Genomic DNA, 16,233 nt, shown 5'->3' with positions numbered 1-16,233 from the left:
AAAAAAGAACTAAACTGTCTGTGTGTAGTAGTCTAAATGATGGTACTGGATGCTTCTAAGCATCTGTAAACCCTCTCACAGCTAGTGGCTCAAGGATATACATACGGGTTTTGCAGGGTTCCCGGCTGATGGCGCTAAAAACTCTGCATTTTTGACGGGGATGTAGTCCCTGTGCCGTGTTCCTCTTTGGACTAAAGTCACAAAGTTTCTATACTTCCCATATTTATTTATGAAAACCGTTCTGATTGTAGAGGACGATTTGGTTAATGCTCGGGTTTTTTCCAAAATTCTGACTAAGCGGGGGGGCTTAGCCGTGAAGCACACGGAAAATGTTGAAGAGGTGATGCAGATTGCTGCCAACGGCGAAGCTGATTTGATTTTAATGGATGTGTCTCTTTCGCGCAGCGTGTACCAGGGCAAATCTGTTGACGGCATTAAGATTACTCAACTGCTCAAAGCTGACCCGCAAACGGCCTCGCTGCCGATTATTTTGGTGACTGCTCACGCGATGGCTGGTGATAAAGAAACATTTCTGGATCAAAGCGGTGCCGACGGTTACATCTCTAAACCTGTGGTAGACCATCAAGAGTTTGTTAATCAAATCAAGGCTTTGCTGCCTGATTGAGTGAACCATATATGCAGAAGGAATAAGAAGGAAGAAGGAAAAAGGAAGAAGGAAGAAAGAATTGTTTGTTGGAACCACCAAACAATTAAAACTCTTGAATTACAAAGTTTTCTTGAATTCTGACTCTTCCTTCTTCCTTTGGATGTCCCCTCGCACAATGTTATGAGTTCTGACTTTTAATTAGGGCTTGCTGAATAAGTTAAGAAAACTCGCTATCGCAATTAATGGGTGATTCCAGCTCGGCGAAACATAATTTTTTGTTGACTATAACTTGCCCAGTTATAGCTTTTAGTAATAATTAACCCGTAAACAGGTGTGATTTTTGGTTTTTGACATAAAAACACACAAAAAAACCCGTCTTAACCAGGTAGAAAGGTTCATTACTAAAAAAGTAATAGCAATAGCTGTTTGAGAAGTATTATCAAGTTTGGCCCTCACGCGATTCAAGCTGAATCTTCGTTTACCTTGTCCGAACTTGCCCTCAATAGAGTTACGAATTCTCTCATCTTCCCAGGCTTGTTTCTTTGTTTCCTTACTCACAATTGCTGGTGGTCTTCCTAACGGAGGCCCACTAATTCTAATTCCTCTTTCTTTACACCAAGCTCGGTTTTCCCTTGTTCGATAAATGCGATCAGCATGGACTGATTCTGGATAGTATCCTGTGTAACTTTTAAATGCTTCTAAAGAGTGCTTTTAAGTCTCCTGATTCGTTAAAATTATCCCAGCTTATTCGCTCTAAAAACACATACCCCTCAAAGCAACTCGCGCTCCTGTTTAGCTCCCAACTCTACTGGTTTTCCTGCTTTACCTCTAATAATGGGACGGATGTGGGGTTGGCTTAAACTTACTATTCTGTCCTCTATGCTCTGTTTCTTATTTTCAAATAACCAGAGTTGTTGCCGATATACTTCTGTGAGGACTAGCAAGGTCTTATACTGCTTTTGGCTCAGACTTTGTAGGGTGGCACCTGACTCGATTAGTTGTTCAATATGAGCGAGGTTTCTTTTGATATATTGCAGTTATTTTTTAATTGCTTGGATTTTTTTGTTTCGTTTAGGTCGTCGTTGTTTGGCTACTGCTAAATAGTTTTTTCTGGCAATATTACGGTAGGTTCTGGGTTTTTTATGAATTTTTACTTTGAGAGAATTATAGAGAATGTCGATGGTTTTTTCGGTGTGAACTCTGGCTCGGTTTAATAGTCCTAAGTCCGCCGGATAGCTAATATCCGCTGGAGCACAGGTCGCATCTACGATTAATTTTCCTTGATTGGGTGATTCATTTTTTGCGTCCGAATCCTTTTTTTTTTCGGGTTGGACTGGGATGGTTTCGCGCATTTTTTCCACCAGGCGTTGGTTCACTTTATTAATTAGATTCGCACTAATTCGTTGCCGAAAGTGAACTAATAGCGACGGGTCAAATGGGAACTCGTTGCTGTAGAGTGATTGACCGATAAAGTATTGTAGATACGGGTTTTCACGGATTTGTTCTACTGTTTCTCGCTGAGCTAATTCCCAGTTTTTCTTTGATGATTAATGCCCCCAATGCCATCCGAAATGATTTGGCCCTTAAGCCCATTTCGGTCTGGAAATTTTCAGCATATTCTGCTTCAAATTCATCCCACGGGATAAGGTCGGCCATCTTTACCCAACGGTTATCTCCTGACAACCTTCCTTCAAAGGGTAGTTTAAAGTCGGATGGGGGGCTTGGGGCAAGCTCAGCTTTTCTGTACACGATCGCAGGTGGTGATGCACGGGTTTTGAGTCATTATACCTGTTTTTCTTGTACCCTTCCACCTTTTTAGGGTAACACAACTCATACAGTGTTTACTTTTGCAACTGCTTCAGCAAACCCTAATTAGTGAGGAAAAACTAGAAACCTGCTACCTGAGAATCAGGAGACTCTCGCCAGTGTCAGGTCTAGTTATAAAAAACAACTAAACTGTCTGTGTGTAGTAGTCTAAATGATGATGGTACTGGATGCTTCTAGGCATCTGTACACCCTCTCAGACCTAGTGGCTCAAGTATATACATACGGGTTTTGCAGGGTTCCCGGTTAATGGCGCTAAAAACTCTGCATTTTTGACGGGGAATGTAATCCCCGTGCCGTGTTCCTCTTTGGACTAAAGTCACAAAGTTTCTATACTTCCCATATTTATTTATGAAAACCATTCTGATTGTAGAAAACGATTTGGGTCTTCCTCCGATTTTATCCAGAAAGCTGACTCAGCGGGAGGGCATAGCGGTGAAGCACACGGACAATGTTGAAGAGGTGATGCAGATTGCTGCCAACGGCGAAGCTGATTTGATTTTAATAGATGTGTCACTTTTGGACAGGGTGTACCAGGGCAACTATGTTGGCGGCATTGAGATTATTCGACTCCTTAAAGCTGACCCGCAAACGGCCTCGCTGCCGATTATTGTGGTGGCTCCCGGCTGGGTCGGTGATAAAGAAAGATTGCTGGCTCAAAGCGGTGCCGACGGTTACCTGTCTAAACCTCTGAACTATCAAGAGGTTGTCAATCAGATCAAGGCTTTGCTGCCTGATTGAGTGAACCATACATGAAGAAGGAATAAGAAGGAAGAAGGAAAAAGGAAGAAGGAAGAAAGAATTGTTTGTTTGAACCAACAAACAATTAAAACTCTAGAATTACAAAGTTTTCTTGAACTCTGAATCTTCCTTCTTCCTTCTTCCTTTCGATGTCCGCTCGCACAATGCTATGAGTTCGGACTTGTAATTTCTGAGGAAAAATTTGAGATTTTTCAACTCATGAAATCGAAGTGTGCGTTGCGGCGAGGAACCAAATTATCCTCAGCGATCGCAACGCTGTTCACTCATTCATGCAATCTCAAAACTATGATTAGTCTTCGTCCTCATCGAAGTCAAAACCGATATCATCATCATCGTCAACATCAGGTCCCAAGGCATCATCCTCAGTCTCAGCGACAAACTCGTCCTCATCAACCTCAACTTCCTCAAAATCCTCATCAGGCTCAAGATCAGACGCGCGCCCGATCTCAAAACCGCTCTCGATCGTATAAGCACGGCGCGCAGTGCGATCATCCAAAACCACATCCTCCTGTAAATCGTGGATGTCGTCATCAAACACAGCACCATCAAAACCCGCATCCTGGACCCCAGCATCCTCATAGGCATTGAACCCAGTACCCGCAGGAATCAGGCGGCCGATAATCACATTTTCCTTCAGCCCCCGCAGCCAGTCAGACTTACCTTCGATCGCAGCCTCAGTCAACACCCGCGTAGTCTCCTGGAACGAAGCAGCGGAAATAAAGCTATCAGTATTCAGCGAAGCCTTAGTAATCCCCAGCAACACCGGAGTATAATCCGCCGGCGCTCCACCAGTAATTGACATCGCCTCATTCACCTGCTCAACCTGCCGCAATTCTACCAACTCGCCGGGGAGCATAGTAGTATCGCCGCCATCTTCCATCCTGACTTTGTTGGTCATCTGGCGGACAATCACCTCGATGTGCTTATCAGAAATATCCACGCCCTGAGACTGATAAACCGACTGCACCTCATTCACCAAAAACGTCTGCACCTGTTGGAAACTCTCCAAGGCAGCCTCAAAAGTAGACTGCCGCTCCTTGAGCACGTGGAAGAACACCTCCAGAATTTCGTGAGGGTTAGCAGGCCCGTCGGTCAAAGCTTCGGCGACGCCTACGCGCTGTCCGTCGGAAACGATCGGGTTTTGACCAGGCAACAAAGGATACTCCTCAATCCGGCCATCATCCTCAATCACCGCAAGTTCCACCACATCGTCATCCGTAACCACACGAGCCGTCCCCGGCCGCTTGGCTAAAATACAAGCTTCCTTCGGCTTCCGCCCTTCAAGAAGTTCCTCAATCCGTGGCAAACCCTGAATGATATCCCCAGTCTTTGCCCGCTCAAACACCAGAATCACCAAATTGTCACCCCGCTGCACCAAGTCGCCGTCGTCTACGTGCAGCACCGCACCGGCCGAAACCCGATAAGGACGAGCCACCCTGAGCAAGAGTTTCGCCGATTCTGTCTCCGACGCCGGTACAACCTTCACAACTTGGCCGGACTCTTCGAGAACAACCCCCGGAGCTATTTCGGTACCAGCCACCAGCAGTTGACCCGGACTCACATCCGGCGTACCGGCCACAGAGATCGAAATAGAATCCGCATCTCGCATCACCAACAGTCGGCGCACTGGTTCGCCATGCCCCTCACGGATGCCCCGCACGATACCCGCTTCTTTGCAGAGAATCTCCGTGCGGGCGACTACTGCCCCGGGCGCGATCGACTGCCCATCTTCGACCAAGAGCCGCGTGTGGGTGCTGCCCTGAGTCGGATCAGCAGAAACGTCCCGCCGAATCACCAGCGATTCCAAAATCACTAACTGCAAGCGGAAAGTCTTGGAAACTCGATCGCCCCCATCAGCCAGAGGCATCGCCAACTCTTGCGACGCACTAACATCTTCAGGCGAACCCCAAGCCGGCCCAGAACCATCCGCCCCAAAAGCCGTAGCATCCTCCTCATCCGGCAACAGCTCGATATCCGCCGCCAGTTGCGGAGCTCCCGAACCAATTTCCAAAATAAGCTGAGTCCGCAGTAGTTCCAATCCCTCGACAGATTTGACGCGCTCTCCATCCTTATAAGGAAGTCGCTGCACTGCTTTCAAAGAAATCGACTCGTTCAGCGCCGTCTGAGAAGGCACGGGAGGCTTATCCGGCACTGGAAACTCCACGACAGGCCGCAGCAACAAAGCGGGGCCTTCGGGAGTTTCGATATACTCGGCATAGCCCAACTCTTCGGCAATCAAGCCTGGGAAAATCTCCTGACCCGCGTTGACGATTTGACCTTCCCCCAAAGTTAGCGGCGGGCGGTCAACCACATGGAGCGTCCCCGGCTTAATCACAATTTCCCGCAGAATGTCATTTTTCTGAGTGATTTCCACAGCCCCGCTGGTTTGGCAGAAAATATCCTTAACGACTTCTGTACCGGCCTCAACGTACTGACCATCTTCCACCAGCAGCAGAGAAATATCCTTGTTCACCTCGTGGCACTCTTCCGGTATCCACAGCAGGGTGCCGCCCTTGACGACTTCGTAGCCAAGTTTAGCTTTGCCGCGCTTGTGGACTTCGACTCCGCCATACTTGACAATGCCCCCTGTAGCTGTGCGGTAACTGTCGTCGAGCAGTTCGGCGACGACTTCTCCGTTAATCACTTTGCTTCCAGGAGCCGTCTTCAGGGAAAACCGCTGCTTGGAAGATGTTTCGATCGTGTAGTGGTCGCGGCCGCCTGCACTTTCGGCCCGCACGACTGCTTGGTCGAGCAGGACTTGGGCGGTGATAATTTCAATTTCTCTGGGGTCAGCGATGCGGACTACGCCACCGTGTTCGGAGATGAGTTTAGTTTCGGCAATCACGCTTTCGGCCGGAATGCGATCGCCATTTTTCACTGCAGGTTCGGCACCAGGGGGCAAGTTGTAGACCTCTCCTGAGAGAATCCAAATCAGTCCGCCTTTGCTGGCTGTGCGGGTTGTGTTCCCTTGGCGGTCGGTTTTTTCTTCAGGCACCAAATCAGCAAATTTGGCTTCTCCGGCTAAGTCGGAAGCCACGTCTGTAGTCACTTTTTCCGTAGTTTTGCGCGCAGCCCGACCGACGATCGGCACTTCTGCCAAAACTTGACCGGGAATCGCGCGCTGTCCGTCTTTGACCATCAGAGTAGAACCCTGGACGATCGCCAACTCAATTTTCAGTTTTTGATTCTTAGCCCCGGATTTCCCTTCTTCAAATCCGTCGCCCTCAAATACAAGTTTGCCGTTGTTTTCTGCCACCAGTGCTTCTTCGCCGTGTCTGGTGCGGAAGGAGCGAGTACGCAAGTTCTTGAATTTCACTACGCCGGGGAAGGGGGCGCGTTCTTGTTTGGCGACTTCTCCGGTGAATACCCCCCCAGTGTGGAAGGTACGCATCGTCAGTTGGGTTCCCGGTTCCCCGATCGACTGGGCGGCAATAATCCCGATCGCTTCTCCCATGTCCACCATTTTCAAGTGGGCGAGACTCCAGCCATAGCAGTGCTGACAAACCGATCGCGTAGATTCGCAAGTCAGGGGCGATCGTAAATACACCTCCCCCACCCCAGAATTACCAATTTCCGTCGCCAACTCCTCGGTAATTGGCTGGTTTCGGACGGCTTTTTCGTCGCCGTAGGCCACGATTTCCCCGGTTTTGGGGTGCACCACATCCCTGGCGAACACGCGCCCTAGCAGCCTGTCCTTCAGCGGAATCAGCACCGTTGCCCCGTCTGTCATCGGCCGTACTCGAATTCCCCGCTGAGTGCCGCAGTCCACTTCCCGGACAATTACATCTTGGGACACATCCACTAAGCGACGTGTAAGATAGCCTGAGTCTGCCGTCCGCAACGCCGTATCTACCAAGCCTTTGCGCGCTCCGTAGGAAGAGATGATGTATTCCGTAACAGTCAGTCCCTCGCGGAAGTTGGTTTTAATTGGCAAGTCGATGATTTCTCCTTGGGGGTCAGCCATCAATCCGCGCATTCCGACTAGCTGCCGCACTTGAGAAATGTTTCCCCGCGCCCCGGAGAATGCCATCATGTAGACCGAGTTTAGGGGGTCTGTGGCTCTGAAGTTTTTGACTACTTCGTCTTTGAGGTCTTCTGATGTGCTGTTCCAGGTATCAATTACTTTTTGGAAGCGTTCGACTTCGGTGATTTCGCCTCTGGTGTATTTTTGTTCGGTGATGCGGATTTCTTCTTCGGCGGCATCGAGGAGCGATCGTTTTGACGGGGGCACTTGCAGGTCGTCTACGCTAATCGAAACTCCCGCTCGTGTCGCAAAGCGGAAACCCAAGTCTTTGAGTTTATCGGCCATTTGCGCTGTACGGGCCGTTCCGTAGTGCATGAAAGACCAAGAGATTAATTTTTTGAGCTGACCTTTGTCAACAACTCGATTGCGAAAAACAATTTCTTTATTTTCTGTCATTTTTCTGAGTAGTGGTAATTGGTAACTTTTACTGCCGTTCGACTTCGGCTCCCCTGAGCTAAGCCCAAGGTTTCAGAACGTAGCCGAAGTATTGGTAATTGGTAATTGGTAATTGGTAATTGGTAATTGATAAGTACAGCGGCGGGAAAAACCAACGAGCCTTTTGTAAGGGCTGGTTTAGCGTATAAGGAAGAGAGCTAAGCTAGGAGATAAATTCACTCACCTGCCCTTCCCATAATAAAGTTTATTGGCACCTACCTACTTAATTGGTAATTGGTAACTTTTTCTACCCTTAGACTTTGCTCAGTCACCGCGTCGCTGAAAGTATTTGTAAGTAGTAATGGGTAAATTTTCTGGTTTTAATCACTATTATTTATTAGCGATTATTTATCAGTTATTACCCATTACCTCTTACCCATTACCTCTTACCCTTACCCATTTCTAATTGTTAATTACCGATTCGATGGTTTGGTGATAGATAATCCGGCCCGGGGTAGTGCGAATGAACTGATTGAGAACCTTGCCCTCTCCGTCTTCCCGAACCCGGCGGAACTTGTATTCTTTCGTCACTATACCGTCGGTAGAGCGTTCCACCTTCAGCGGTTCGCCCTCCGGTTCAGTGTTTTCGATAGCGCCTTGAAACCTCACCCACACATAAGAGTGCAAATCAACAACTCCTTGTTCGTAAGCTACAACCGCGTCGGTGAGGTTGGAGAAATAGTGACCGGCTCCTTTTTGAGCGTCAGGATTTTCGGCTGTCAAGTAATAGCAACCGAGCACCATATCTTGAGAAGGAGTAACGATCGGTCTCCCAGTAGCCGGCGACATAATGTTATTAGAAGCCAGCATCAGCAACCGCGCCTCCGCCTGAGATTCCAGAGACAAAGGCACGTGCACCGCCATTTGGTCGCCGTCAAAGTCAGCGTTAAAAGCCGGACAGACTAGCGGGTGAAGCTGAATTGCCCTCCCGTCCACCAAAATCGGCTCAAAGGCTTGAATCCCCAAACGGTGAAGCGTCGGCGCCCGGTTCAGCATTACCGGGTGTCCTTCAATCACCTCCTGAAGCACGTCCCAAACGCTGGGATCGTTGCGCTGAATCAGTTTTTTGGCAGCTTTGATGTTGTTGACTAATCCTTGGCGGATCAAGCGGTGGATGACGAAAGGCTGGAAAAGTTCGATCGCCATTTCTCTCGGCAAACCGCACTGATGAATCTTCAGTTTCGGCCCCACCACAATCACCGAACGCCCGGAGTAGTCAACCCGTTTCCCCAGCAAGTTTTGCCGGAACCGACCTTGTTTCCCTTCAATGATGTCCGACAGCGACTTCAGCGGCCGATTATTTGCCCCCACCACTGTCCGGCCCCGGCGACCGTTGTCAATCAGCGCATCCACAGCTTCTTGCAGCATCCGCTTTTCGTTGCGGATGATAATCTCCGGCGCCAGAATTTCTTGGAGTCTAGCCAAGCGGTTATTGCGGTTGATGACTCTTCGGTAAAGGTCGTTGAGGTCGCTCGTTGCAAAACGCCCGCCGTCTAACTGCACCATCGGCCGCAAGTCGGGGGGAATCACCGGAATCACATTGAGCACCATCCAATCGGGTTGAGATCCCGTAGCGATGAAGTTGTCAATTACCCGCAAACGTTTAATTAACTTCGCCCGTTTTTGACCTTTAGCATTGGCAATATCTTCCCGCAACTTTTCCGCTTCACTTTCTAGCGGAATATTTTGCAGCAAAACTTGCAAAGCTTCAGCACCAATCCCCACTTCTACACCTGTGAGTGTGGAATCTTCGCTGTAAAGTTCGTCTTCTATTTCCAACCAAGCATCTTCCGTGAGCAATTGCTTGTATTGCAGCTTTTCGGCATTACCGGGATTGAGAACAACATAGGCATTGAAATAGACGATTTGTTCGACATCTCGCAGCGGCATATCTAACAGAATTGCCATGTAACTCGGGATGCCTTTGAGATACCAAACGTGAGCTACTGGAGCTGCTAATTTGATAAATCCCATGCGATGGCGGCGGACGCGAGATTCAGTGACTTCTACACCGCATCTTTCGCAAACAATGCCTCTATGGCGAACTCGTTTGTACTTGCCACAATGACATTCCCAATCTTTTGCAGGCCCAAAAATGCGCTCGCAAAACAAGCCATCCATTTCTGGTTTTAATGTCCTATAATTAATTGTTTCGGGTTTTGTCACCTCGCCGGTTATCTGACCGTTGGGTAAAGTTCTCTCTCCCCACTGTCGAATTCTTTCTGGTGAAGCTAACCCGATCTTGACGTAATCAAAGCGTTGTTCTATTTTAGCCATTCTTGACTCCAATTGATGATTTACAGTCGATTATTTCTGGTAATTTATCTTTTTTGTTGGCTTTTTTTGCGGCTTAAATCAATTTAATTCTCCTCTATATGTGACATTCCTTTTGATATCAGAAATGACATTTCTGGAGACCCCAAATTCCTGAGCAATTTTAGCAATGGATTCTCCGGCTTGAATTCGTTCTCTGATTTCAAAAGCTTGAGCAAAACTAAATTTGCGATCGAGATGTCCACCCATGCGAGGAAGTGGAACCTGTTGACCTGCTTCCTTCCAAGTGACGTGATATTTAATATCGTGTATGGTTTTGCGGCCGACACTGTATTCCTGTGCTACATCCTTCATCCTCTGTCCTGCTGCTAGCTTTTGTCGAATTTCTCGCACCTTTTCCCAATCTAATTTGGCATTGGAAAGAGGATGACTTTTTCCTTGAGTGCGTCCTTTCTTAGAAGCATCTAACAAATTTTGAGTGCGAGTACCAGCCCAAAGGTGTTCTGGATTGATGCAACTGGGATTGTCGCAGGTATGACAAGCATCCATCGAAGTCGGAAGTTCATATCCTAATTTATCGGCTAAAACAGCACGGGTAACTGATTTTAATTTCCCATTTTTCCAGTATCTGCCATAACCTTGACCATCCTTTCCACCTAGGAAAATAATGCAGCCGCTGTCTTGAATTTCTCCTAAAAACTTGGGTGAAACTGTAGTGAAGTTATCCGGAATATTTGTCTGAAGTATCTTAGTAATAGTTTCATGTTGTACTCCATACTCTTTTGCTAGGTGGTTCTTGATGGTTCCAGATAAATATTTAGTCTGAATTTCCCGTAGTTGTGCGATCGACAATATGCCAATACCGGGAATACTTTTGCGTCTGGGAGTTTTGCGATCGCGCCCAATCATCTGCCCCGTATTCTCAGCAGCAGTACCTACTACCAGATGTGCCGGGTTGATGCAGCTTCGATTGTCGCAGGTATGGCACCCAAAATAACCGGAACCGAGGAACCCTGCTATTTTCGATTCGAGGACTAATCGATGGACTAATACCGTTTTGCCATCGAGCCACTTGCGCGCATAACCGTTGCCAAACTTGCTCCCTTGCCAGTTAATACAGCCAGTCTTCAGGTCAAATTCTCCTTCTATTCCTGGGACAACTGTTACAATAGTCATGTCAGCGTCTCTCCTCTTAAGAGCGTTGATTCGCCTCACCAGTGTTCGTACCACTGCTGAGGCATTTTAATTGGCACTTCTCGATTTTAGATTTTAGATGTGAGATGTAAGATTGAATGCTGTCACACAATTCTTCAATCTAAAATCTAAAATCTAAAATCTAAAATCCCTAATCCTCGTCAAGTTCGTCACGAGAAAGCGATTCGTAAGTAGGCCGGGAGGGCGATCGCTTGCCCCCAGCATCTGCCATCAAATCAACCTCAACGTGCTCGCTGCCCTCGTCGGATGTATTCACCTTGTGCACGGCAATATCCAAGCACAAAGATTGCAACTCCCGCATCAGCACCTTGAAAGATTCCGGCGTACCTGGCCGCGGAATTGCTTTGCCTTTGACTATCGCATTCAGCGCTTCATTCCGCCCCTGCATATCGTCCGACTTCACAGTCAGCAACTCTTGCAAAGTATAAGCGGCGCCGAACGCTTCCAGCGCCCAGACTTCCATTTCTCCGAACCGCTGACCCCCTTGCTGCGCTTTGCCGCCCAAAGGCTGCTGCGTTACCAGCGAGTAAGGGCCTGTGCTGCGGGCGTGGATCTTATCGTCTACCAAGTGAACCAGCTTCAGCATATAGGCGATGCCGACTGTGATCGGGCGATCGAACGGTTCCCCAGTGCGGCCATCGTAGACAATAGTCTTGCCGGGGTGTTTTTCATTAAACACCCAAGGCTTGCCGGTTTTTTCGCGTGCCTCCTGTAGCTTGCCGTGTACGGTTTCGCGCGACTTTTCAGCGCCGTGCATTTCATCAAAAGGCACCATCTTGAACCGCATCGACAGATTTTCGCCCGCCCATCCCAGCAAGCACTCAAAAATCTGACCTACGTTCATCCGCGACGGTACGCCCAAGGGATTGAGCACTATGTCAACCGGAGTCCCGTCGGGCAAATAAGGCATATCCTCCATCGGCAGAATCCGGGACACAATACCCTTATTTCCGTGGCGGCCGGCCATTTTGTCGCCGACTTGAATCTTCCGCTTTTGAGCCACGTAGACGCGGACGACCATGTTGGCGCCGGGGGGCAGTTCGTCGCCCTGTTCGCGGGTAAACACCCGCACGTCCACCACGCGGCCTTTTTCGCCGTTAGGGACGCGGAGGGAATTGTCGCGCACGTCGCGGGCTTTTTCGCCGAAGATTGCCCTCAGCAGTTTTTCTTCCGGCGGTTGGTCGGATTCGCCTTTGGGGGTGACTTTGCCGACTAGGATGTCGCTGGCTTCTACCCAAGCACCTTTGCGGATAATTCCTTGTTCGTCTAGCTGGCGCAGCGCGTCTTCGCCGACGTTAGGAATTTCACGGGTGATTTCTTCGGGGCCGAGTTTAGTTTGACGGGCTTCGATTTCGTATTTTTCAATGTGGATCGAAGTGTAGACATCTTCGTACACCAAACGCTCGCTAATTAGCATCGCGTCTTCGTAGTTGTAGCCTTCCCAAGGCATATAGGCTACGAGGATGTTGTGGCCCAGAGCGAGTTCTGCCCCTTCGGTGGAGGAACCGTCGGCGAGCACTTGACCTGCTACGACGCGATCGCCCTCATAAATCAAAGGACGCTGATTTAAGCAAGTATCCTGGTTAGAACGCTGATATTTTTGCAGTTCGTGTTCGATGCAGCCAGCATATTTTTGCTTCCAAACCGAGGGCTGTTTGACTTTGAGATCGTCGTATTCCTTAATCAGGAAATGTTCTTCGCTGGAATTCGATTCGGCATCTACAGCCAGGGGTTTGACAATAATCCGGGTAGCGTCGATGTAAATCACCTCGCCGTCGATCCGGGAAACCACAACCATCCCGGAATCTCGCGCCGCCTGAGCTTCCAAGCCCGTACCGACGAGGGGCCGTTCTGGTTTCAGTAGCGGCACAGCTTGCCGCTGCATATTCGATCCCATCAGAGCTCGGTTGGCGTCGTCGTGTTCCAGGAACGGAATCAACGATGTCGCGACGGAAACGATTTGCACGGGCGAAATCGCCATGTAGTCCACCTGCATCGGAGTGGTGGTAGTGAATTCTTGGCGGTAGCGGACGGCTACTGTTTCGCCCAAGAGGTTGTTGTTTTCGTCGAGGCTGATGTCTCCGGGGGCGACGCGCAAATCGTCTTCTTCGTCGGCTGTCATGTAAACAGGGGCTTTGTCGCGCAGCACCCGTCCTTTTTCTACTGGATAAAAAGGAGTTTCGATGAAGCCGTAGGGGTTGACGCGGGCGTGGGTTGCCAAGGAACCGATCAGACCGGCGTTGGGGCCTTCTGGTGTTTCGATCGGGCAAATCCGGCCGTAGTGGGACGGGTGAATGTCCCGTACTGCAAACCCGGCGCGTTCCCGAGTCAGGCCTCCAGGGCCCAAGGCGGAAAGCCGACGTTTGTGAGTCAGTTCTGCCAGAGGGTTGGTTTGATCCATGAACTGCGATAGCTGGGAGGAACCGAAGAATTCCTTGATTGCTGCTACCAGCGGTTTGGGGTTTACCAGAGAAGCGGGGCTGAGGGAGTCGGCATCCGAGACGGTCATTCTTTCGCGGATGATCCGTTCTAAGCGGTTGAGTCCGACGCGGACTTGGTTTTGCAGCAGTTCTCCGACACTGCGGACGCGACGGTTGCCTAAGTGGTCGATGTCGTCGGTGGAGCCGATGTCGAATTCGAGGTTAATTAAGTAGTCGATCGCCGTCAAGATATCTTGCGATGTCAGCACCCGCGTGGTATCGGGGACTGTCAAGCGCAATTTTTTGTTGAGTTTGTAGCGGCCGACTCGGCCCAAATCGTAGCGTTTGGGGTCGAAAAAGCGCGAGTTGAGGAGCTGTTCGCCGCCCGCCACGGTGGGGGGTTCACCGGGACGGAGTTTGCGGTAGAGCTCCATCAAAGCTTCTTCTTCGCCGAATTGTCCTTCTTTCTCGATCGTCTTTTGGAAGTATTCCGGGTGCCGCAGGGAGTCGTAGATTTCCCCGTCTGTAAGTCCGAGGGCTTTGAGCAGCACCTGAGCCGATAGTTTGCGGGTTTTGTCGATTCTGACCCAGACTAAATCGTTTTTGTCTGTCTCGAACTTGAGCCACGCGCCACGGTTAGGGATGAGCGAGGCGTTATAGGAACGGCGACCGTTTTTGTCGGTTTCCGATTTGTAGTACACGCCGGGGGAACGCACGATTTGGTTAACAATCACCCGTTCGGCGCCGTTGATAATGAAAGTGCCGCGCTCGGTCATCAGGGGCAAGTCGCCGATGAAGACTTCTTGTTCTTTGATTTCCCCTGTTTCTTTGTTAATTAGGCGGGTGGGGACGTACATTTGCACCGAGTAGGTGCTGTCCCTGCGCTTTGCTTCGTCCACATCATATTTGGGGCGCTTGAGTTTGAAGTCTTTGCCCATGAAGTGGAGTTCCAGCTTGCCCGTGTAGTCTGTAATCGGGGAGAAGCTGTCGAGTTCTTCGATCAGCCCGGCTTCTAGAAACCAGCGAAAACTTGCCCGCTGGATTTCGATCAAATCGGGCAAGGTGAAGGCGAATTCTGTGTAATCTTTAGTGGTCATGGGTGTCCTTTTTCCGCAGTGGCTCTAGCTTTTTACATGGCGCCAAGGCTGGGCTTTTTTACCTTGTTGCGTTTTTTTGATGGATTGTGTGAGAGAATTTATATGATGTTTTCGATCGCCTGCCAACTGTTGCAACGGTTATTTTTGCTGGTTGCTCGCAGTATTTTTGTGCGGATTTTAGTTTCGATCGAGATGCTTTTAGCTCTGATCTCGTGGTATCCCTGGGTGAATTCCCTACACTTTTGACTCCTAAAATTGACTTGACAGCTATTGCCAAATTGCTGAGGTTCCAAGTTTCTTCTGATGTGTAAGTTTGAGTGTGTAAGTTTGAGGTATTGCGTGAAGTTTTGACCGATCCCGAAGGTTAGCGTACTCGCATTGTGTTGGTAGTTTCCGGGCGACATCGCAGTCGCGGAGACTAAGCCAACGCCCGATCGGTCGGTTCTTTTTATTATAGGACGCAAATCCGATCGCAACAGGCAACGCCAAAAGAATCTCCAATAAAGGATGAATCCGGTTTTTCTGGCAGGATAGAAATGGGATTGTCCCGATCGCTGGCTCCTAAATCAACCTGTTTTCCTCGTTTCTCTGTTCTGCTATAACTAAACAGAAAAGCCGAATAGCTGACAGGCATTTTCGGTTGTCTGCTGGGACAAAGTTAAGAGAGAAACTCCTCTCAATTTAGCAACTTGCTCGGCTACGTAGTAGACGTAGGCTGGTTCGTTGCGTTTTCCCCGCTGGGGTACGGGGGCGAGAAAAGGGCAATCTGTCTCGACTAGGATGCGATCGCTATTTACCATACAAGCTGATTCTTGTATTTGCAAGGCTTTTTTAAAGGTGACTGTTCCGCTAAAACTAATGTAGAAACCCAGGTCTAAAAACCACTGGGTTTCTTCGGGCGTGCCTCCCCAACAGTGCATGACCCCGCGCACTGGCCCGCGTGTTTGCCAAAAGTTCCTCAGCATTTCGGCCATTGGGGCGGCGGCGTCGCGACAGTGGATAATGACTGGTTTGTCAAGTTCCTGGGCGATTTCAAGCTGTGCCTCAAACACTTTAAACTGGTGTTCTCGATCGTCAGCTTTATAAAAGTCCAGTCCGGTTTCGCCGATCGCCACTACCCTAGAGTCCGAACTTGCTAATTCCCTAATCTGGCTGGCAGTCTCGTCTTTCCACTTGTCCGCATCTAGGGGGTGGAGTCCAACCGCAAAGGACACTTCTGCAAACTGGTTGGCGATTGCTTGAATGCCGGCAAACTCTTCTGGCTCTACACAAGAATGAACCAGCCGAACTACACCAGCTTCGCGCCAGCGTTCTCGAATGGCTTCTAACTCAGATTTGTAGATTTCAAAGTTGATATGAACGTGAGTGTCGATGAGCTGCATGGGGGAAGCAGATTAGAGGTGATACGGGAGAGTCCTAGTGGGATAGGGCGAGGGGGGAGTGAAAGAGTCTGGGAGTGGGAGTGGCAGAGAGTGTGCCGGAAAAATCTTCCGTCTTCTTTCTTCCTTCTTCCTTCTTCACGCTTGACTTCTTCACGCTTGACTTCTTCCCTCAACATCCATCCCTTCAATCTTG

General features: G+C 49.3%; 9 protein-coding genes and 1 pseudogene. 3 read left to right on the top strand and 7 right to left on the bottom strand.

What is annotated here, in order from left to right; genetic code table 11:
* The first annotated feature begins 229 nt into the window (after positions 1-229).
* Positions 230-625 (top strand): response regulator, encoded by a 396-nt coding sequence (locus tag QUB06_RS09320; RefSeq protein WP_006632892.1) that lies wholly within the window; start codon positions 230-232, stop codon positions 623-625.
* Between the two features lie 288 nt (positions 626-913).
* Here QUB06_RS09320 and QUB06_RS09315 read toward each other — a convergent pair.
* Positions 914-2,356: pseudogene (locus QUB06_RS09315) on the bottom strand (IS5 family transposase).
* 426 nt (positions 2,357-2,782) lie between these two features.
* On the opposite strand from QUB06_RS09315, the gene QUB06_RS09310 reads away from it, so the two are divergent.
* Complete coding sequence (locus QUB06_RS09310) at positions 2,783-3,172, top strand: response regulator (RefSeq protein WP_333435053.1); 390 nt, start codon at positions 2,783-2,785, stop codon at positions 3,170-3,172.
* Positions 3,173-3,482: 310 nt separating this feature from the next.
* Here QUB06_RS09310 and QUB06_RS09305 read toward each other — a convergent pair whose 3' ends face one another.
* The 4 genes from QUB06_RS09305 to rpoB all read right to left on the bottom strand — a co-directional run bounded on the left by QUB06_RS09305 (position 3,483) and on the right by rpoB (position 14,658).
* Positions 3,483-7,613 (bottom strand): DNA-directed RNA polymerase subunit beta'', encoded by a 4,131-nt coding sequence (locus QUB06_RS09305; RefSeq protein ID WP_333435052.1) that lies wholly within the window; start codon positions 7,611-7,613, stop codon positions 3,483-3,485.
* Positions 7,614-8,054: 441 nt separating this feature from the next.
* A complete protein-coding gene (locus tag QUB06_RS09300) occupies positions 8,055-9,929 on the bottom strand; it encodes a DNA-directed RNA polymerase subunit gamma (RefSeq protein ID WP_333435051.1) in 1,875 nt (624 codons plus the stop codon).
* A 78-nt stretch (positions 9,930-10,007) separates the two neighbouring features.
* Entirely contained in the window at positions 10,008-11,102 is a 1,095-nt protein-coding gene (locus QUB06_RS09295; RefSeq protein WP_333435050.1) for an HNH endonuclease, read from the bottom strand.
* Between the two features lie 169 nt (positions 11,103-11,271).
* Positions 11,272-14,658 carry a DNA-directed RNA polymerase subunit beta gene (rpoB, locus tag QUB06_RS09290; protein ID WP_333054817.1) on the bottom strand — a complete coding sequence of 1,129 codons (3,387 nt, stop codon included), beginning with the start codon at positions 14,656-14,658 and terminating at the stop codon, positions 11,272-11,274.
* A gap of 102 nt (positions 14,659-14,760) precedes the next feature.
* On the opposite strand from rpoB, the gene QUB06_RS09285 reads away from it, so the two are divergent.
* Positions 14,761-14,904: a hypothetical protein gene (locus tag QUB06_RS09285; RefSeq protein WP_333435049.1), complete on the top strand. Its 144-nt coding sequence runs from the start codon at positions 14,761-14,763 to the stop codon at positions 14,902-14,904.
* Positions 14,905-15,109: 205 nt separating this feature from the next.
* On the opposite strand, the gene QUB06_RS09280 is transcribed toward QUB06_RS09285, so the two are convergent.
* Together QUB06_RS09280 and QUB06_RS09275 are read right to left on the bottom strand one after the other, a co-directional pair.
* Complete coding sequence (locus QUB06_RS09280; protein WP_333435048.1) at positions 15,110-15,292, bottom strand: hypothetical protein; 183 nt, start codon at positions 15,290-15,292, stop codon at positions 15,110-15,112.
* Complete coding sequence (locus tag QUB06_RS09275; protein WP_333244503.1) at positions 15,261-16,040, bottom strand: TatD family hydrolase; 780 nt, start codon at positions 16,038-16,040, stop codon at positions 15,261-15,263. Before QUB06_RS09275 ends, QUB06_RS09280 begins: the two co-directional genes overlap by 32 nt.
* Between the last annotated feature and the right edge of the window lie 193 nt (positions 16,041-16,233).

This window comes from Microcoleus sp. D2_18a_D3, from assembly GCF_036702455.1.
In the GTDB taxonomy this organism is placed as follows: Bacteria; Cyanobacteriota; Cyanobacteriia; order Cyanobacteriales; family Microcoleaceae; genus Microcoleus.
The sequence above is the reverse complement of the archived record's forward strand: the minus strand, read 5'-3'. Positions and strand labels throughout refer to the sequence as shown.

What these genes read in the sequence shown, in the direction of transcription:
- QUB06_RS09320 (WP_006632892.1), top strand. Translation starts at nt 230, where the DNA reads ATGAAAACCGTTCTGATTGTAGAGGACGATTTGGTTAATGCTCGGGTT.
- QUB06_RS09310 (WP_333435053.1), top strand. Translation starts at nt 2,783, where the DNA reads ATGAAAACCATTCTGATTGTAGAAAACGATTTGGGTCTTCCTCCGATT.
- QUB06_RS09275 (WP_333244503.1), bottom strand. Translation starts at nt 16,040, where the DNA reads ATGCAGCTCATCGACACTCACGTTCATATCAACTTTGAAATCTACAAA.
- rpoB (WP_333054817.1), bottom strand. Translation starts at nt 14,658, where the DNA reads ATGACCACTAAAGATTACACAGAATTCGCCTTCACCTTGCCCGATTTG.
- QUB06_RS09285 (WP_333435049.1), top strand. Translation starts at nt 14,761, where the DNA reads ATGATGTTTTCGATCGCCTGCCAACTGTTGCAACGGTTATTTTTGCTG.
- QUB06_RS09300 (WP_333435051.1), bottom strand. Translation starts at nt 9,929, where the DNA reads ATGGCTAAAATAGAACAACGCTTTGATTACGTCAAGATCGGGTTAGCT.
- QUB06_RS09305 (WP_333435052.1), bottom strand. Translation starts at nt 7,613, where the DNA reads ATGACAGAAAATAAAGAAATTGTTTTTCGCAATCGAGTTGTTGACAAA.
- QUB06_RS09295 (WP_333435050.1), bottom strand. Translation starts at nt 11,102, where the DNA reads ATGACTATTGTAACAGTTGTCCCAGGAATAGAAGGAGAATTTGACCTG.
- QUB06_RS09280 (WP_333435048.1), bottom strand. Translation starts at nt 15,292, where the DNA reads ATGCCTGTCAGCTATTCGGCTTTTCTGTTTAGTTATAGCAGAACAGAG.